Origin of the sequence: Acaryochloris sp. 'Moss Beach' (assembly GCF_021497025.1) — a bacterium.
GTDB classification, from domain to species: Bacteria; Cyanobacteriota; Cyanobacteriia; order Thermosynechococcales; family Thermosynechococcaceae; genus Acaryochloris; species Acaryochloris marina_A.
The window spans coordinates 4,634,823-4,653,184 of sequence record NZ_CP071717.1; the positions used below are offsets into that span (position 1 = coordinate 4,634,823).

The window sequence follows — 18,362 nt, forward strand, 5'->3', positions numbered from 1 at the left end:
CTTGCTTAAGACCGGTTTCGCGTTATTTCGATGGTGATGCGGCCTGAAAAGTCAGGAATCGGAGCAGCAACTTTCGTGAGTTTGACGCTGACCTTCTCAAGGCTGGAGTGGAGGAGGAGTTGTTCAGCGATGGCGGTTGCTAAGCGCTCTATCAACGCATATTTAGACTGGTGAATTAGCTGTTTTACCTGGTCAATAATCTGGCGATAGTCCACCGTATCTTCGATGCGATCGCTACTACCGGCCGCTGCTAAATCTACCCACAGAACTAAATCCACTTCAAACCACTGTCCCAGGACTTGTTCTTCTGGCAAAAATCCTGTGTATCCGTAGCTGCGGATGCCATTTAAGTGTATACAATCCATCCGGATACCCCTGAAGGTGTGAATTACAATTGCTCATTGCCATAAAGTTGATAGATGAATCATCAACTGAGGAAATAACTACTCGATTTAACCTCAAATCAGGCATACTTATGAGTAGAGGTAACTATAGTTTTAACAACTTTCTAACCCTAGTCTTCGGCACCTTCAACGTACAGTATGGCTATCGTTACCCCTTGACCCTGCATAGCATTTGTGAATGATTGCTCAACCACTGCGTCGATTCGTCATTGGGGATATTCATGGTCATTATCAAGCATTACTTGATCTAGTATCTCTACTGGAACTCAACGAATCTGATCAAATCTACTTTTTAGGCGACCTCATTGATCGAGGCCCTGATAGCTCTAAGGTCGTAGATTTTGTCCGAGAGCAGTCCTACACCTGTTTATTAGGAAACCATGAACAGCTGATGGTGGCGGCTCTGGCGAATCTTTCGCCTAATTCGTCTGTGCTGCAAATGTGGCTGCAAGCAGGGGGGCGTGAAACGCTACAAAGCTATAGCTCCAAGCAGCATTTATGGGAGCATTTGAGTTGGATTAAAACTCTGCCTAATCACCTCGATTTAGGAGATTATTGGCTAGTACATGCCGGGCTTCACCCAGAACTGCCGTTAGAACGTCAGACTGCCCAGGAATTTTGTTGGATTCGGCGAGAATTTCACAACATGCCGCAGCCATACTTCCCCGACAGAATGATTATTACCGGCCATACAATGACCTTTACATTTTCAGGAGTGGAACCTGGGCAAATTGTTCAAGGTGCGGGCTGGTTAGGGATTGATACAGGTGCTTACCATCCAGGGAGTGGCTGGTTAACGGCTCTAGAACTTTCTTCCTCTACCGTGTATCAAATCAATGTCCATAGCAATGCATCTCGGGTTAAGCCCCTTGCAGATGTATTGGTTTCTTTACCCCATGGCCAGAATACGCTGTCGATGCCACTCTCCAGTTAAAACATAAAAAATCAGGTGTTGAGAGAAGCCCCAACACCTGATTCTAGAAGTTTATAGATAGGAATGTGTTACACGCCAACCGGCTCAGAGACCTTGGTTGCGGTCAACTTCTCATAAGTCGAACGCATTTTTAGCCCTGCAATGACCTGGAACAAGCCAGAGCCATTGTTAGACCCGGGGTAATCTCTGTGCTTCAGCAGCAATTCAGTCATCTCACCTTCAAACTTAGTAGAGGTATTGCTGAGATGGCCTTCAATATAAATGACTTCATCCAGTCTCTCAAACTGACCGTCCACTTCTAGAACAGAAACGGCGTTACCGTAATAGTCATCAGGACCATAGGCCATCTTGATACCTGGATAAGAACAGGTCAACTTACGGCCACAAGGAATCCAGTTGATGGTTGAACCTTCATCAAAGAGGTATACCGGAGCAAAATCAGGCACACCGTCTTTTTGAATGAGTCGCACCCGCAGGATGCTGCCGGGCTTTTCTTCTTTGAGAAGCTGAGTCGGCAAGATTTGAATCACAACATCAGCATGTTGTTTTTGGGGATCAATATAGGCTTCAAAGTCAGTGCGGCGAGCATTGATAGAGGCGAGAACGTCCTCATAGGTATGACCCCGCTCAGCCATATCTCGCTGAATTTTCCAGGCGATTTTGACTTCATCACTGATGTCTAAATAAACGCTGAAATCAATCAGTCCTCGAACCCGCTCATCATGAAGCGGATGCAGACCTTCAATCACGATCACATGGTTGGGGTCGACCCGTTCAGGAGGGTCAAGGAGACCTGTTTCGTGGTTGTAAATGGGTTTATCAATTGATTGACCACTTTTGAGAGTTTTGATTTGTTCGTACATCAAATCAAAGTTATTGGCTCTAGGATCTAGAGCAGTAATACCTGTTTCCTTCCGTTGATAACGATCCAAGCTGTGGTAATCATCTAGGCAAATAACCGTGATGAATTGCTCCCCAAATAGATCCTCCAGTCGGCGCAGGAAAGTAGATTTACCGCATCCAGAGTCACCGGCAACGCCGATTAGAACAACACGGTCTGGTTTAGTGGTCATAACTACGATTTCCTTTATACATCCTATCTCAACAGCAACTAACCCCAGGCACCAACCCGTATGAGAAGGGGTTTGCACAGATAGAGCATTAATATTGCTCCCTTCTGATATTACTAGGCGTTTGTACCCTCTGGATAGCCAAACCTAGAAGAGACCCCAATCATGTGGCCGTCCATTCAGAGACTGGGGATAGCGCAAATTTCTTTAGTAGTTCCTATGCTACCAAGATTAGAGCGGTTAACTCACGATGATTACTCAGGCTGATCTACGGGGTCAGATTCAGGAGGCGTAGGAGACGATGTGAGATTCTGCCAGAGGATCTGGGCGGATAAAGCGCTTAAGCCCAATGCTGCCATGCAGAAAATTCCGGTGGCTAAGGTGCTTAACCCCACTACTAGGGTCTTGAGGGCAATGGCGATTTTAACGGCCGTTTGATTATCCGATGTGAAAGGATGTTCAGCAAAAGACTGGGCAATTTTAGATGAAAGTTTAGCCAGAGGGAAAGCCATGGTTCCAGCCATAACAGCGCCGGTCATGGTTCGCCAAATGCTGGGAGGATTAGGCTTGTTCGTGGATGGTGACTCAGACATGGGCAAACTTTTTCAGCGGATGATGGCAGGGGAATAATTTCACTATAGTAAAGCGTTGGAGATTTTTTGAGTCAATGGCTTAGATCCATCGCGAATACTTCTCAAAAAGCTAATGCTCCATGAGTTATTCTTAGCCGTTACCTTACTGTTCTTATGAGTGAAACGATCGAAAACTTGGTGGTCATTGGATCAGGGCCTGCTGGATATACTGCGGCTATTTATGCCGCCCGAGCAAACTTAAAGCCCTTTATGTTTGCGGGATATCAGGCTGGAGGACTTCCGGGTGGGCAATTGATGACGACAACGGAAGTGGAGAATTTCCCGGGGTTCCCAGATGGGATTACCGGACCGCAGTTGATGGATCGGATGAAGCTACAGGCCCTACGCTGGGGAAGCGAGATTGTCACCGAAGATGTAACGTCTGTTGACTTTCAGCAGTTTCCATTCGTGATTCAGTCGGAAGAAAGAATAGTAAAGGCCCATAGCGTGGTCATCGCGACGGGGGCAACCGCAAGACGATTGGGCCTACCTGCAGAGAAAGCGTTTTGGAGTCGGGGGATTTCTGCCTGCGCTATCTGCGATGGGGCAACGCCTATTTTTAAGAATGAAGAACTCGCTGTGGTCGGGGGTGGAGATTCTGCTGCCGAAGAAGCCGTCTATCTGACGAAGTATGGCTCTCACGTACATCTACTGGTTCGCTCAGGGCATATGCGAGCTAGCAAGGCCATGCAGGACCGGGTGATCAGAAATTCTAAAGTCACCGTCCATTGGCAAACCGAGGTGATGGATGTTTTTGGCGATACACAGCTCCAGGGACTCAAAATCAAAAATTGTCAGACTTCTGAGGTTCAAGAATTGCAGGTGCGGGGGCTATTTTATGCCATCGGCCACCAGCCCAATACCCAACTCTTCACCCAGCAACTGGATTTAGATGGGACGGGGTACATCCTGACTCAGCCCGATTCAGTCAGCACTAATATTTCGGGTGTGTTTGCTGCTGGAGATGTCCAAGATCATGAGTTCAGACAAGCAATTACAGCAGCTGGAACGGGATGTATGGCGGCCTTATTGGCAGAACGCTGGTTGTCCTCCCAAGACTTGATCCAGGAATTTCACCAATCAGAAGCGTCTGAACCAACAGAAGATGGAAGCCATCCGCCAGAGTATAAGTTGTCTGCAGAGTTTGATCCCAACACCACTCGTCACCAGGGTGCGTTTGCCTTGCGGAAGCTGTTTCATGAGAGCGATCGCATCATCGTAGTGAAATATGCGTCTTCCACCTGTGGCCCCTGCCATATCCTGCAGCCAATCTTGAGTCGCGTGATTGATGAATTTGAAGGACAGGTGCACTATGTAGAAATTGACATTGCCGAAGATCCAGATATCGCTGAATCTGCCTCGATTACAGGCACCCCAACGGTTCAGGTGTTTCAGGATAAATCCTTATTGCGGGAGTTCAAAGGGATTAAAGCGAAGCAAGAATACCGGGACACCATCAACGGACTGCTGACCGCGACATCTTAGAGATTTGAATTCCTGATGGGTTAGAAACCCTCATGTAAACGAAGAGAGTTACAATGTGATAAGCATATGTAAAATTTTGTAATCTTTATTTCATAACCGTCTGAGATAAGCAAATCAATGACCTCAGTAACATCCCTTTTTGATCCAGTTGAAGCCGATTTAGTCATCCTGGTTGATAACCTCAAAGACCTGGTACGTGCCCAACATCCAGTTCTTTACGCTGCGGCTGAACACCTGTTTCAAGCTGGAGGGAAGCGGATGCGCCCAGCCATTGTCCTCCTCCTCTCCAGAGCACTGCTCCCGGCTCAAGATCTCACCCCTCGACATCGACGGTTGGCAGAGATCACCGAGATGATTCATACCGCCAGCCTGCTGCATGATGATGTGGTAGATGATTCAGGGGTTCGTCGTGGAGTACCGTCTGTCCATAGCCTTTTTGGCAACCGCATTGCCATTCAAGCCGGTGATTTTCTGTTTGCCCAAGCGTCCTGGTATTTGGCGAACTTAGACAACCTAGAGGTGGTAAAACTGCTGTCTGAAGTGATTAAGGATTTCGCTGAAGGAGAAATCCAGCAGGGCATCAACTGCTTTGATACATCCTTGACCCTAGAAGCCTATTTAGAGAAGTCCTATTACAAGACTGCTTCCTTAATGGCGAATAGCGCTAAAGCTGCAGGGGTTTTGAGCGGTACGTCTTTGCAAGTGAACCAGGATTTATATGCCTATGGTCGCTGTGTGGGCTTAGCATTCCAAATTGTTGATGATATTTTGGACTTCACAGGGTCGACGAATGCCCTGGGCAAACCGGCCTGTTCAGATCTGCGCAGCGGTAATTTAACGGCACCCGTCCTGTTTGCGATCGCAGAAAAGCCCTACCTGAAAGTATTAATTGATCGGCATTTGGAGCAGGAAGAAGACTTAGAAGAAGCCATTGCCCTTGTGAATGACAGTCAAGGGATTCCTAAATCCCGAGCCCTTGCCGAACAATTTTCCCATCAGGCCGTTCACCATCTGGACTTCCTCCCCGCTTCTGATTCCCGTCAAGCGCTGATTGATTTAACGGAATATATCCTCAAACGACTCTACTGAGGAGTACTCTAGTGATCTAGAAGATTGTCCATTTCACGAGAGAACCGCTATGACCTCAGAGGATCGGCCCACACCTGAGGCAGACCCCATTCCAGCATGGCGCAAACTGTGGCAATCCCAGAAAGATAACGTTTTCACCCTTGTGATCGCACTCCTCCTCGCCCTACTGATTCGAGGATTTGTGGCGGAGTCTCGCTATATTCCCTCGGTCTCGATGGAGCCCACCTTGACACCCGGTGATCGAATCGTGGTTGAAAAGCTTTCCTATCGGCTGCGTCAGCCTGAAGCGGGCGATATTGTCGTCTTCCACACGCCTTTACCCTTACAAGCCGTTGGCTATGGGCCTGAGCAAGCCTTTATTAAACGAGTGATTGGTCTTGAAGGGCAAACTGTTGCGGTCCAGAATGGCCAAGTTTATGTGGATGGTCAGCCCCTAACTGAACGCTACATTGCAGAAGCCCCTCAGTATGAATTAGCTCCCGTTACAGTGCCTGAGGGTAACCTATTCGTGATGGGAGATAACCGCAACAATAGCAACGACTCCCACATTTGGGGATTTTTACCCCTATCGAATTTAATTGGTCGAGCGAATCTGCGATTCTGGCCCCTGGAGCATATTAACTGGCTTCGTAGTTCATTGCCTTGAACGGATTAGCGCCCCTGAACAACCATATGGCACAATGGGAAACACTGCATATATAAGCTACTAAATCAGGTATTTCTGTGAGTTCTACTGCGACCAAAGCGCCTACTCGCGCTGTTTTCCCATTCACAGCCATCGTTGGCCAAGAAGAAATGAAGCTGGCGCTGATCCTCAACACCATTGATCCTCGAATTGGTGGAGTGATGATTATGGGTGATCGCGGTACCGGAAAAACCACAACCATTCGAGCTTTGGCCAATTTGTTGCCCGAGATTGATGTAGTGGCTGAAGATCCCTTCAATAGTGACCCCGCTGATCCAGAACTCATGAGTGATGAGGTCAAAGCATTAACAGCAAGCGGCCAAACACCAGCCATCACTCAAATGCAGGTGCCTATGGTGGATTTACCCTTAGGTGCGACCGAAGATCGGGTCTGCGGCACCATCGACATTGAAAAGGCCTTGGCAGAAGGGGTCAAAGCCTTTGAACCCGGCTTATTGGCAAAGGCTAATCGTGGCATTCTCTACGTGGATGAGGTCAACCTGTTAGATGATCACTTGGTTGACGTGTTGTTAGACTCAGCCGCCTCGGGTTGGAACACTGTAGAACGAGAAGGAATTTCGATTCGTCACCCTGCTCGCTTTGTGTTAGTGGGGTCCGGCAACCCTGAAGAAGGAGAGTTGCGTCCCCAGCTCCTCGACCGATTTGGGATGCATGCTGAAATTCATACGGTGAAAGATCCGACCCTGCGAGTGCAAATCGTGGAAGAGCGCTCCCAGTTCGATCAAGAGCCCCACTCTTATTTGGACAATCATACGGACAACCAAAAGGCACTCCAAGATCAGATTATTAGTGCCCAAAACAATCTCCCTAGCGTCAATATTGATCATGAGTTACGGGTCAATATTTCTCAGGTTTGTTCAGAACTGGATGTCGATGGCCTACGGGGCGATATTGTTTCTAACCGTGCAGCTAAAGCCATTGCAGCGTTTGAAGGACGTACAGAAGTCACGGTCGATGATATTCGTCGAGTGATCACCCTTTGTTTGCGCCACCGCCTGAGAAAAGATCCCCTAGAATCTATTGACTCTGGTTACAAAGTGAGTAAGGTTTTCCGTCAAGTTTTTGGTTTGCCGGATGAAGAAGAAGCTGATATTGCGGCTTAAATGGTACCCATCAAAGTTTGACGACTGCCTCTTGATGCATGGAATGAGGGCAGCACGGGCTGAACCCGTGATTGTTTGGGTATGAAAGTTGGCCCTTTAGAGCAATTATTGGCCTGGGCTGAAGAGCCTTCAACAGTCGGTACTTGCGACTAAAGAACGGATACGTAGGAATAATCAAACTTACCGAAAAGACCACACCAAGCTAGATTCAACTTCTCGAAGCAGTGAACTAACCATTGAACAGAAGCTTGCTTCTGGGATTCGTAGTGATTAAACAGAAGTGCGAATCGTTTTTCTAGGTAGGGCTTGATTTTCTTGCAAATTAAGACCACTTTGAGCACTAAGCTAACGGTAGAGGTGGAGCCCACATTGTTAATCAAATCCATGAAAATCCAATGTTTGGGTTTTTGTCGACTCTCAATGACTAAGAAGTTTAAGACCTGTTGGCAAGTTCTAACCATCAAGAAGTCGTTCATGGTGCGATCGTTGCTTTCAGGGAACATGTGCTGTAAGCATTGATACAGCTGATTATTAAACCGACATTGACCAAATTTGGTGTCGATGGATGAGGCTAAATACTCATAAAAGTCATTTTTGAAATGCTTATAGGTTGAAGTGGCTGCATGCTGCTGCATCAGAAAATGCTTGGCTAAGTCCTGATGGGTATTTCGCGAGTCCACCTTGCCGACAAAATGCTTTAGGGATCCGCGCAGGTCTGAATCACTTAATAGGGTGGGGTTATGAACAGGCTGAATAATTTTTCCCGCTGAATGGGGCTGTCCTACAGTTTGAATTAACGGTTGAGGATCTCTAGTTTGCCGCTTTAAGAGATCCGTCATATATAGAGATAAATCCACTTCAAATTTCTGCTGGGCTTGAGCCTGAGCTTGATGAATCACTTGCTGATGCTCTTGAGTATCTCCTTGCGAGACCAAGCAATGCTTGTATAAGTAGGGATATCGCTGTAAAAGAGTGACAAGGGGTTGCTGCCCAGACGCTGCTCCCCCCGGATTCATAAAGTCTGCGAATCGGCGTAGTCTTTGAAAGTGTTGGCTTTTCGCAAAATGCTTAACGAGTAACCGGAGCCGGGTCTTCGTCTGAGTCCGACCTAAGCTGGCTGGCATACCGCTTGCCTGGCCTAAGAGAGTAATGAGTTGTGAAATGGCATAACGACAATCAAATTGGGTTTGCCAACGGTTGACCAAAATGTAGCAACATCGATTGAGAAATAAACAAAACTCATCTTGTTTTGTCGTAGATTTGACAATGGCATTTATTGCTTGCCTAATTTCTGGTTCTTGATATCCTGATGTGCCTAGAAATAAAGACTGGAATCGGTGTAAGACATCTTGTGGAGATTCAGAGCGTACACAAGCAAGAAGATGATCATAAACCCTCTGCTCATTAGAAACAGAGCGGGACTGATGATGATAAGGCAACTGGGTATTCACTGGATTTCTAGAGAGTAGGGCTTACAGTTAAGTGATCCGAACAACAACCACTGGTGTTTGAGTTAACTGCTTCCTAATTCAAGGTGCTCCCCAACTTCCTGAATTATGTAGCGTGTGATTAGTATGCCCAAACTTGTAACCAAATTACAAAATATCTCTCTAATTGAGGTGTGATCAAAAGCACATTGAAAAGTGATCTAAATCACCGTAATAGCTTGTAAATGACAAGCTTATAATTACCAAGCTGATTATGATGATTTGCTATTAACTTGTTTGTATAAAAAAAAGAGACCTTTTATACATCAAAAAAAGACTGAAATGTCATATATTATATATAAGTTCTACATAAATTATACGTTTCGAAAAATGAGCTTTATGATAGCGTCAACGTCAGCTCTCCTTGTTTTTTAGCTGATCAGAATCTGAAAAAAAAATTCAAAAACCCTCATTATTTTCTATTAATGGCGGCATAAGATTACATTTCTTTAACTTATGAGTTGATTAATGGCATCTTGCAAGACTTGAGGAGAGGTGCGGAGAATTCGGCCATTTTTAGAATTAACCGGTACAAGAGTAACGCGCCCCAACACACAGGGCTTTTCCGTATTGATGCAGAAAATATCTTGATCCCAGAAGAGCCTAACTTTGTCTAGCTTGCTCAGTCTGGTTTTAACGATGACCTCGTTTCCCATCTGGATGGCTTTTCGATATTGGAGAGATAAGTCAATGACAGGGAGATCACAGCCCAATTGGACTAATGTTGCATATTCCAGGCCTACGGTGCGAAAAGCGGCAATGCGAGCAGCTTCCATCCATTCTAGATAGGAACCATGCCAGACTACTCCTGCATAATCCGTATGACAAGGCTGAACACGAATGGGATATTCAAACCATGGACTAGAACATTGAGGGGAAGGATTCATGAAATGTCATGGCAAATAACGGCTTGCCCCAACTAAGATACATCAGTCCTGAATGGGCACTGCATCAACATCAACGGTTTCCTGGCTATCAGATTCATTACTGTCGGGTTGTGTGTTTACTTGACGTTTTTTGTAGCCTTCAATTAACACCTGAGAGAGTTCTGAAACAAAGAGCGTCAGCAAGGCAAGATCATCAATTTGACCAACGATGGGAAAGATATCTGGAGAAATATCGAATGGACTTAAGAGGTATGCCAAGGTGCCAGCAATAATCCATCCTCGATATTTCGGATTACGTAGGCTATTTCGATACCAGTTATAAATTGCTTTGATGGAAAAATTCATTGGCTTGGATCTCCTTTGCTCTTCTATTTTGTCAGAACTTAGATAACAGATCTGGTGTGGATTCCCGCCAAAGAGGCTCTCTATCCTTTATCAGACAAAATTGGCTTAATCTAGTTCGTTAAATCGGTAATACTTATATTTGTTCTTCTAATAGAGCAATATCAGTGAATTGAGGGGCGACTAGATTTATTTTATAAATGAATAAGTCATGCTATATCTTATACTTCATGATGAGATAGAAATAGACAGAAAACGTCGTACATTATTGATCTCATCGTCGGATTGGGCAAAGGAACTATCGTGAATATTATCGAGCTATTTGAGAAGGGAGGGCCCACAATATGGCCATTACTCGGACTTTCCATATTAGCGATTGGAACTGTTTTTGAGCGGTTATGGTTCTGGAGCAATCTTCTCAGAGGAGAACGAAAAACAGCGAAGCAAATTCTGGATGCTGCCCGCCGAGATTGGGATGAAGCGACTCACCTAGCTCGACAATTTAGCAATCAACCCATTGGTCGATTTCTGTTCACCCCCCTACGGTTAGCAAATCAAGAACCAGAAATTTTTAGATTAGCCTTAGAGGCGTCTGCTGATGAAGAGCTGACGGCAATGCGCAGGGGCAGCAAAGTCCTAGAAGCTGTGATTGCTTTATCTCCTCTATTGGGATTATTTGGAACAATTTTAGGTTTGCAAAATTCTCTAGGAAAATTGAATTTTGAAGAATTTGGTCAAATTGTCGGTAATCCAGCTTTAGGGATTGACCAGGCTTTAACGAGTACCTTGGTAGGATTGGCCATTGCGATTGTTTCATTGACGTTTTATCGGCTGTTTCAAGGGTTGGTATTTAATCAGGCACGTATTTTTCGACGGACGGGGAATGAGCTAGAGCTGGTCTATCGACAGTTTTGGTTGCAACCTACAGAAACACGACCTGCCCTGACCCCTCAAAACGATGCTCCCAATCCTTAAGGATATTGATTTGCCCGTTGATCGCCAGTATGAAGTCCTATGAAAACATTTATAGAAAATGAAGAAGCAGAGATTCAAGTTGAACTAATTCCGCTATTAGATGTCGTTTTTTGTCTCCTGGCGGTGTTTATCTTGGGAACGGTAGGGTTGAGTCGGCCTGAAGGGATTAATCTCAATCTTCCTAAGGCAGAAACAGGGACGCCCCAATTTAGCAGTAAATTCAGAGTGCAAGTTGGCATTCTCGGAGAGTTGTTGGCGAATAATCAACCGGTTAATCAAACTCAGCTGAAGCAGTTAGTGAGTCGCTATCTGCAAACGACCCCTCAAGGTGTTGTCATTTTGAAGGCTGATGGAGGTGCTACTTACGATCAGGTGATTACGGTTTTGGATGTGCTGCGGTCTGTGGGGGGAGAGCGGGTGGCTCTAGAGACCGTTAAAAGTGATCCAGTGACCCCTCCTGGTCAGGTTCCAGGTCAAAATGACGTGTTACCCGTTCCATCTGTAGATGGCCCTAATCCAGGGACCTTTCCCGCTGCGCCCAATCAGCCGTCTACTCAACCGATTACCCCGTTACCAGGACAACCTCTCGCTCCTTTACCGGGTTCTCAGCCTCAACCCAGCCCTGCTGCACCGTAAGTACGCAATCAATTAGTTCTGAGGTGATAAGGCTTGGTTTAGGGCTTGAAGTTGTGGGGTCGTTCCCATGCAAATCAGTAGATCTTGGCTGCGAAATTCAGTTTGTGCTGATGGAGCGCCAATGAGTTCACCGTTGTCCCGACGGATGGCGAGGATGGAGGCACCGGTCTGAGATCGCACCCCCAATACCCCCAAGGTCTGACCAATATAGGGACAACTCTCCGTATCGATCAGCAGTTCTTCGATATAAAAATCCGGTTCACTGCCCGTTAAAGCCACATCCATAAAGTTGACGACTTGGGGCCGTAAGGCCGCTGCAACCATCCGTTTGCCAACGGTCATATAGGGGGAAACTACAGCATCTGCTCCGACTTGCTGCATTTTGGCTAGGGCATCTTCGCTATTGGCCCGGACAATGGCTCTGATGTTGGGATTGATGTTTTTAGCGGACAACACGGCGTATAGATTGTCGGCATCGGATGCCAGAGTAGTGACGATACCGCAGGCTCGTTCTATACCGGCTTGTAATAGGGTTTGATTTTGGATCGCGCTACCTTGAACTGTGACATAGCCCAAATTTTGGGCCATTTCAACCCCTTCTTCATCCTGATCAATAATCACAAAAGGGATATTCTCTGAGGTGAACTCTTGGGCAATCTGTTGGCCGGTGCGACCAAACCCGCAGAGTACAAAGTGCTCTGAGACATCTTCTAGGAGCCGTCGCTGTTGTTGTAAACGGACTCCGTCTCGGAAATACCCTTGAATCACGGCTTCTGTAAAGCGATTGGCAATATAGCCGAGCCAAATCACCCCGATGATAATCAAGACAATCGTGAATAACCGACCGCGATCGCTGAGGGGGTTCACTTCCATAAAGCCAACGGTGGAGAGGGTAATCACCGTCATATAGAGGGCATCGGTCAGGGGCCAATGTTCAACCAACCAATACCAAAGGGTGCCTAAGACAATGACGCCTCCGAAGGCCCCAATTCCTAAAAATAATTCTCGTTGAATCTGCTGATACTTTTTCTCCAAAATCGAGTACACGGCAATAGTCCGTCGAAGAAATTGACCTGAACATCTGGGGAAAAAGATATTCGCCTCTAAATAGTAGGTCTAGATCGGTGTGTTTACAGATGGGAGTGGATTGAGTTGCATCTCGATAATTTCAGGGCTTCAGAGTATGACGAAGTATTTCGCTTTTTTATAAACAAATCTAAATATTCTGGGGGTTAGTAGCAAATAATACGGTAGGAGTATTAGGAATCTGAATCAAAAACGGTAGTCACTAAGTGTGGAGTAATCCACGGGGGGACTTATTACGAGTGACTCTGCTAGTCATCAACCAATACTCTACCCGAGGAGGATAGACAAGTGATTCCATTAGCATGGGGCGTCAACACAATCCTAGGATTAGTCCTAAAACTGATTGTGACCGCCATTAGTCTCTTCATCATTTCCAAATTGCCATTTTTGGGTGTAGAAATTGATAGCCCGGGTAAGGCTGTCTTTTCTGCTTTTATCTTCGGCATCCTGAATGCTTTGGTCGTGCCTTTGTTTGGCCTATTGGAGTTAGGACCAAAACTGACTGATATTGTGATTGCTGGCCCCATTCACTTTGTCCTGAATATCATTATTTTTGCCCTGGCCGCCGCATTGGTGCCTGGGTTTAGCCTGAAAAATAAGATTTTAGATCCCATCGTCGGATCCATCCTACTCACCATATTGAATACAGTGATTAATCATCTCCTACCTTTTGGTGGAACAGCAAAGGCAGCCTTGGTTATGGCTGGAATTGGTTAGTTTCCCTGTCAACGGTTTATTCGTTCCGCTGGCTAGCCATTAGGTTTCAACGGACACAGGATGAGCCGTTACGGTTGGGCGGGTGGTTCGAGCCGCAATGGGCATGCGCCAACCCGTGCCAAAGGCTCGATCCGTAATCTTGAGTCCCGGCGGTGCTTGGCGACGTTTGAACTCAGCCCTTTTTACCATTTGAATAATGCGGTCCACGATCGCAGCAGGGTGACCTGCTGCGATTATTTGTTGGCTAGATTGATGATTGTCGACATAGCGATAGAGAATATCATCGAGAACGTCATAGTCAGGCAGGGAGTCTTGATCCACTTGTCCGGGTTTGAGTTCAGCACTGGGGGGCTTGGTAATCACAGATTCGGGAATGATGATGTTCTGCTCTCCCAGTTCAGGCGGGGTGTTGGTATTAAGCCATCGGCATAGCTCGTACACACGGGTTTTAGGTACATCTGCAATGGCTGCTAAGCCCCCGTTCATATCCCCATAGAGGGTGCAGTAGCCGACGGCCATTTCCGATTTATTACCGGTGGAGATCAGCAAACGACCAAATTTATTGGCAATGGCCATCAGTAAATTGCCCCGAATCCGGGCCTGAATATTTTCTTCGGCGACACCGGGTTCTGTCCCCGCAAAAACGGAGCCTAAGATATCGTCGTAGGTCTGCATCGCGGGTGCGATCTCTAACTGCGTAGTGGGCATTCCTAAGTTCTGAGCCAGATCTTCCGCATCTTTAATGGAATGGTCAGAGCTATAGGGTGAAGGCATCAATACGCCCAAGACATTCTCCGGACCCAGGGCGGCAGCAGCAATGGCGGCGACTAAGGAAGAGTCAATGCCGCCACTGAGCCCTAGAACCGCTTGGCTAAACCCACATTTTTGAGCATAGTCCCGCAATCCCAGCACCAAGGTTGACCAGATTTCAGCATTGATATCAGTAACGGTAGGTTCGATTCGACTGGACAGTAAATCATGAGCTTCGTAGGTGAGGAATAATAAATCCTGGGCAAAGCCGTTAGCTCGACCGACCACGTTTCCCTGGCGATTGACGGCGACACTGCGGCCATCAAAAATTAAGTCATCATTCCCTCCCACCTGATTGGCATAGATCAAGGGACAGTGATATTGCTGAGCATGGTGCCGCAACATCGCTTCTCGTAGTTCTTGCTTGCCTACGCAGAAGGGAGAGGCGGATAAGTTGATAATCAAATCTACGTTGTAGCTCATCAGTTCTGCAACCGGATCAACCGCGTAGGCTTGTTTCTCCCAGAAATCTGAATTGTTCCACAGATCCTCACAGATGGTGACCCCAATTTTGCCTTCTTTCAGGTCCAGGACATTGGGTTGGTTGCCAGGTTCAAAATAGCGATCTTCATCGAACACATCGTAGGTGGGCAACAAATGCTTATGAAAACACTGTTGAATCTCGCCCTTATGCAAATGGACAATGCTATTGAATAAGGGTTTACCCCCCTGAGCCTTGTTCTGCTGCACGCTGCCCACCAGCACATGAAGTTTGGCTGGCAACTGGGTGGCAAGCTGTTCTAATGCGGTTTGGGCCGCCTCCACAAAGCTAGGGTCGAGCAACAAGTCTCTTGGGGGATAACCACAAAGGGACAGCTCTGGGGTCAAGAGTAAGGTCGCCCCCTGCTGTTCGGCTGTGGTTGCCGCCGCTTCAATAGCCGCAGCATTTCCCACTAAATCACCAATGGTGGGATTCAATTGTGCGATCGCAATCTTCATTTTTCGTTCCTACACAAAAACTAGCGGTTTATCCCGAAAAGGTGCAAAGGCTTCGACATCGAAGCGATATAAAGTGGCAGGGCGACCCGCCCCGCGGCAGATTTTCTCCCCCGTATCGGCCAAAAATCCTAACTTCAACAGTCGCGATCGGAAATTAGAGTAATCTGTGAAGTTCTCCCCCAAAACAGTGCTGTAAAGCTGATAGAGATCTGCCAGGGTAAAGCAGTCTGGCAACACCTCAAAGGCGACAGGACTGTACTCCAACTTGTTACATAGCCGTTGATGACCATAGTTGAGAATGTCTGGGTGATCAAAGGCGAGATTGGGTAATGCCTCGACGGGATGCCAATCAATTTCACAGCCTTCGTCCACGATCAGCATGGCATCTTCATAACGGACGAGAGCGAAATAGCTGACGGATAAGTAGCGCACCCCAAAGCTGTCCGGCGCTTCCCGCGGATCTCGATGGGGACCACCAAAACTATAGAGCTGTTCAAGATACAGGTTCTCCACCCGTAACTTTTCCGCCAGAATTCGATAGGCAGCGGCCTCCAGGGATTCGCCTTCTCGCACCAAGGTTCCGGGTAAAGCCCAGTCTCCTAAATAGGGATCACTGTGGCGCTTGACGAGCAGGGCCAGCAGACGATTTTGAGCCGTGTCCACGGAAAAAATGACATTGTCTACGCCGACCTTGAACTCTGCTAGGGCTGGGGTGGGGTAGTCAAGAGTAGAGGTTGTGGAGTTTCGTCGAGATGAGGATGGGGCGCGTTCCATGAGTACAGATGATGTTGTTGAATGTAGGCAGCAATAGCGGGGGGGACATCGTTAATATCCCCCGTATGGCGATAGTGACTGGATGATACGGGTGGGCCTTGAAAATTGGCGATGGCCAATTGTGCTCCCATCCTTTGGAGGGCTGTTAAGGCATCAGAATGGAGCTGAGCATCCGGTCGGTGCAAAATCAGGAGCTGGACTTGCTGGAATAAGGTTTCGACTCCATACCAATGGGGTAACGTTGTCACCACATCTGAACCGACCACTAGGGTTAGTTCAGCATGGGGCCAGAGCTGTTGGGCCTGCTGCACCGTGAACAGAGTCTTGGAATGACTTAACTCAGCCTGTAACCCCACATGTTCACAGCGCTGTTGCGAATCCTGAATAAGCAATGCCAACATCCGCTGACGTTCAGACAAGACAGACTGGTGCTGTTTAAAGGGGTTGTCTGATGCCCAGACGGCCACATAATCGTAAAGCCCAGCTAACCATTCAATAATGGATTGATGTCCTACTGTGGGTGGGTCAGCACTAGTGCCGAAAAGTGCAATTTTTTTCATAGAGCAAATCATCTAAGGGAACGGGGCGAGACGGCGGGGGAATTGAGGGCTAGGCAGCTTCCGATGTTCGGCGAGTAGCTGCTGTTAAGGCTTGCAAATCGGTAGATAAGTGAATGGGCAAAGAGACCGGATTCGCCACACAACGAACCTCTGCTGACAAGCTTTGCACGGAAGCCAAGGTCCGTTGGGCAATGGTCTCCAAAGATTCTGGAGATGTGAGGTGTTGCCCTGCTTTCATCACAGGTTGTAAGAGGGGTTGCCCCACAGGGGCCGCATCGTTGATCAAGCCCAGCTGATCTTGAATCACCTGCCCCTGATGAAACTGGCGGAAAATTTGCTTGCGACCGGGATAGGTGATTTTGCCATTGGCCTCTTTCATAACTGGCTTATCATCGATGTCGACGAGTTTATACACACCGTTGACAGGACTGCCTGTCACGAGCTTAGTCCCGACGCCATAGCCATGGATGTAAGCTCCAGCTTGGCGGAGTCGGAGAATCTCTTGCTCATCTAAATCTCCACTGACCACAATTTTGGCCTTGGGCAGAAGTTGGTGAATCTGTTGGGATAATTCCACTAAATTTCCAGAGTCAAGGCGGATAGCGGGTACCTCTAGTTCCCCCGCTTTAACTTTCTCCGCCAGGGTTTGGGCTGCTGCGAGGGTGTCATAGGTATCAATCAACAAAGCGGCCTGGGGAAAGGTCCGGTGGAAGGCAGTAAAGGCCTGAAGTTCGGTCCCTTGGGTGGCAGTCATGGCCATAACTAACGCGTGGGCCATGGTTCCACTGGGTGTTCGGCCCAGTTTTTGGGCTGCTAAGACATTGGAAGTGGCATTTAATCCGGCAGCTAAGGCAGCTCGGGCTGCCCAGACCGAAGCCTGGGGCCCAAATGCTCGGCGGGTACCAAATTCTAAGACCGTGGCGTCGGGGCCAGCCACGTCTCGCAATCGAGCTGCACGGGTGGCGATTAAGGTTTGATAGTTGATGGTATTAAGGATAAACGTTTCTACCCACTGGGCTTGCCACAAAGGAGCCTCAATCCTCAAAAAGGGTTCATTGGCAAAGATCGGTGTTCCCTCTGGGACAGCCCAGACATCCCCGGTAAATCGACCCTGTTCTAACATGCTCCAAAACTGGGTGGGGGCATGACTAAATAAATCAGTTTCTTGGAGATACTGAATTTGCTGATCCGTAAATTTTAGGTTTTGTAGGTAATCTAAAACCTGTGCTAAACCCATCGCGACTAAATAGCCAAACTTGGCAGGTAAGCGCCGAACCGTTAATTCAAAGCTTGCAGGTATTTCTGCAAGATTCTCATTCAAATAGCAAGCAGACATGGTGGCTTGATATAAATCGGTCAAGAGATTATAGTCACTGGCAGAGAGGTTTAAAGATTGATCGGCTACCTCAGGGGGGCTTAACCAGTCCTAACATCGCTGAACTCCTAGTAAATATCAATGAAACCCCTGTGAAATCAGGGAGCAGCGATTGTCTAAAGATGAACTAAAACTCATTTTAGAAGCGCTTGTTTTAATTATAGTAAAAAATTACCATAATTGCAAAGTCACCTCAAGAATAGGTTGGTAATTGTATTTAACTGAATTGCTCCGTTCGGAACAATTCTATAGACCCAGATCGTCAAGCAGATTGTTGAAGTGCAGGGTCAAGGATTCAAGAGATCTTTGCTACGACGGCAAATGATAAGATGGCCAGAACCTGAACTGATT

The 18,362-nt window shown here is 47.2% G+C and carries 19 protein-coding genes; 8 read left to right on the forward strand and 11 right to left on the reverse strand.

The features are described 5' to 3' along the window. Positions 1-5: 5 nt before the first annotated feature. Positions 6-365 carry a dihydroneopterin aldolase gene (folB, locus tag HRE53_RS21840; RefSeq protein WP_235107918.1) on the reverse strand — a complete coding sequence of 120 codons (360 nt, stop codon included), beginning with the start codon at positions 363-365 and terminating at the stop codon, positions 6-8. Positions 366-582: 217 nt separating this feature from the next. On the opposite strand from folB, the gene HRE53_RS21845 reads away from it, so the two are divergent. Further along, on the forward strand, positions 583-1,338 hold the full coding sequence (locus HRE53_RS21845) for a metallophosphoesterase (RefSeq protein WP_235107919.1): 756 nt from the start codon (positions 583-585) through the stop codon (positions 1,336-1,338). 68 nt (positions 1,339-1,406) lie between these two features. Here the strand turns inward: HRE53_RS21845 and HRE53_RS21850 are convergent, their stop codons facing one another. Both HRE53_RS21850 and HRE53_RS21855 read right to left on the reverse strand, forming a co-directional pair. Then, positions 1,407-2,411, reverse strand: a complete 1,005-nt coding sequence (locus HRE53_RS21850) for a phosphoribulokinase (RefSeq protein WP_212665301.1) — start codon at positions 2,409-2,411, stop codon at positions 1,407-1,409. Positions 2,412-2,662: 251 nt separating this feature from the next. Beyond that, entirely contained in the window at positions 2,663-2,920 is a 258-nt protein-coding gene (locus tag HRE53_RS21855; protein ID WP_235107920.1) for a DUF3082 domain-containing protein, read from the reverse strand. Between the two features lie 234 nt (positions 2,921-3,154). On the opposite strand from HRE53_RS21855, the gene trxB reads away from it, so the two are divergent. The 4 genes from trxB (at position 3,155) to bchI (ending at position 7,423) form a co-directional block, all read left to right on the forward strand. Continuing rightward, positions 3,155-4,525 (forward strand): thioredoxin-disulfide reductase, encoded by a 1,371-nt coding sequence (trxB, locus tag HRE53_RS21860; RefSeq protein WP_235107921.1) that lies wholly within the window; start codon positions 3,155-3,157, stop codon positions 4,523-4,525. Positions 4,526-4,642: 117 nt separating this feature from the next. Then, positions 4,643-5,614 (forward strand): solanesyl diphosphate synthase, encoded by a 972-nt coding sequence (sds, locus tag HRE53_RS21865; protein ID WP_212665304.1) that lies wholly within the window; start codon positions 4,643-4,645, stop codon positions 5,612-5,614. A 49-nt stretch (positions 5,615-5,663) separates the two neighbouring features. Further along, positions 5,664-6,260: a signal peptidase I gene (lepB, locus tag HRE53_RS21870; protein ID WP_235107922.1), complete on the forward strand. Its 597-nt coding sequence runs from the start codon at positions 5,664-5,666 to the stop codon at positions 6,258-6,260. A gap of 149 nt (positions 6,261-6,409) precedes the next feature. Further along, positions 6,410-7,423: a magnesium chelatase ATPase subunit I gene (gene bchI / locus HRE53_RS21875; protein ID WP_235111211.1), complete on the forward strand. Its 1,014-nt coding sequence runs from the start codon at positions 6,410-6,412 to the stop codon at positions 7,421-7,423. Positions 7,424-7,572: 149 nt separating this feature from the next. On the opposite strand, the gene HRE53_RS21880 is transcribed toward bchI, so the two are convergent. From HRE53_RS21880 to HRE53_RS21890, 3 genes are all read right to left on the reverse strand, one after another. Next, complete coding sequence (locus HRE53_RS21880; RefSeq protein ID WP_212665307.1) at positions 7,573-8,874, reverse strand: hypothetical protein; 1,302 nt, start codon at positions 8,872-8,874, stop codon at positions 7,573-7,575. Between the two features lie 485 nt (positions 8,875-9,359). Next, complete coding sequence (locus HRE53_RS21885; RefSeq protein ID WP_212665308.1) at positions 9,360-9,797, reverse strand: thioesterase family protein; 438 nt, start codon at positions 9,795-9,797, stop codon at positions 9,360-9,362. A 42-nt stretch (positions 9,798-9,839) separates the two neighbouring features. Then, a complete protein-coding gene (locus tag HRE53_RS21890) occupies positions 9,840-10,142 on the reverse strand; it encodes a YkvA family protein (protein WP_235107923.1) in 303 nt (100 codons plus the stop codon). A 300-nt stretch (positions 10,143-10,442) separates the two neighbouring features. Between HRE53_RS21890 and HRE53_RS21895 the strand changes: the two genes are divergently transcribed. Next, positions 10,443-11,114, forward strand: coding sequence for a MotA/TolQ/ExbB proton channel family protein (locus HRE53_RS21895; protein WP_212665310.1), 672 nt, complete (start codon positions 10,443-10,445; stop codon positions 11,112-11,114). Between the two features lie 39 nt (positions 11,115-11,153). Next, positions 11,154-11,750 carry a biopolymer transporter ExbD gene (locus HRE53_RS21900; protein ID WP_235107924.1) on the forward strand — a complete coding sequence of 199 codons (597 nt, stop codon included), beginning with the start codon at positions 11,154-11,156 and terminating at the stop codon, positions 11,748-11,750. Between the two features lie 12 nt (positions 11,751-11,762). Here HRE53_RS21900 and HRE53_RS21905 read toward each other — a convergent pair whose 3' ends face one another. Further along, on the reverse strand, positions 11,763-12,797 hold the full coding sequence (locus tag HRE53_RS21905) for a TrkA family potassium uptake protein (RefSeq protein WP_235107925.1): 1,035 nt from the start codon (positions 12,795-12,797) through the stop codon (positions 11,763-11,765). 327 nt (positions 12,798-13,124) lie between these two features. Here HRE53_RS21905 and HRE53_RS21910 point away from each other — a divergent pair, with 327 nt between their 5' ends. Further along, positions 13,125-13,553, forward strand: coding sequence for a phage holin family protein (locus tag HRE53_RS21910; RefSeq protein ID WP_212665313.1), 429 nt, complete (start codon positions 13,125-13,127; stop codon positions 13,551-13,553). 39 nt (positions 13,554-13,592) lie between these two features. On the opposite strand, the gene HRE53_RS21915 is transcribed toward HRE53_RS21910, so the two are convergent. Genes HRE53_RS21915 through HRE53_RS21930 form a run of 4 tightly spaced genes read right to left on the reverse strand, consistent with a single transcriptional unit; the run spans position 13,593 to position 17,996 of the window. Then, positions 13,593-15,302, reverse strand: a complete 1,710-nt coding sequence (locus HRE53_RS21915; protein ID WP_235107926.1) for an NAD+ synthase — start codon at positions 15,300-15,302, stop codon at positions 13,593-13,595. A gap of 9 nt (positions 15,303-15,311) precedes the next feature. After that, on the reverse strand, positions 15,312-15,965 hold the full coding sequence (locus tag HRE53_RS21920; RefSeq protein ID WP_212666205.1) for an NrtR DNA-binding winged helix domain-containing protein: 654 nt from the start codon (positions 15,963-15,965) through the stop codon (positions 15,312-15,314). A gap of 38 nt (positions 15,966-16,003) precedes the next feature. Beyond that, the gene (locus HRE53_RS21925) at positions 16,004-16,636 is read right to left on the reverse strand and encodes a nicotinate-nucleotide adenylyltransferase (protein ID WP_235107927.1); all 633 of its coding nucleotides are present in this window, start codon (positions 16,634-16,636) and stop codon (positions 16,004-16,006) included. A 49-nt stretch (positions 16,637-16,685) separates the two neighbouring features. After that, positions 16,686-17,996, reverse strand: coding sequence for a nicotinate phosphoribosyltransferase (locus HRE53_RS21930; protein WP_235107928.1), 1,311 nt, complete (start codon positions 17,994-17,996; stop codon positions 16,686-16,688). Positions 17,997-18,362: the final 366 nt, after the last annotated feature.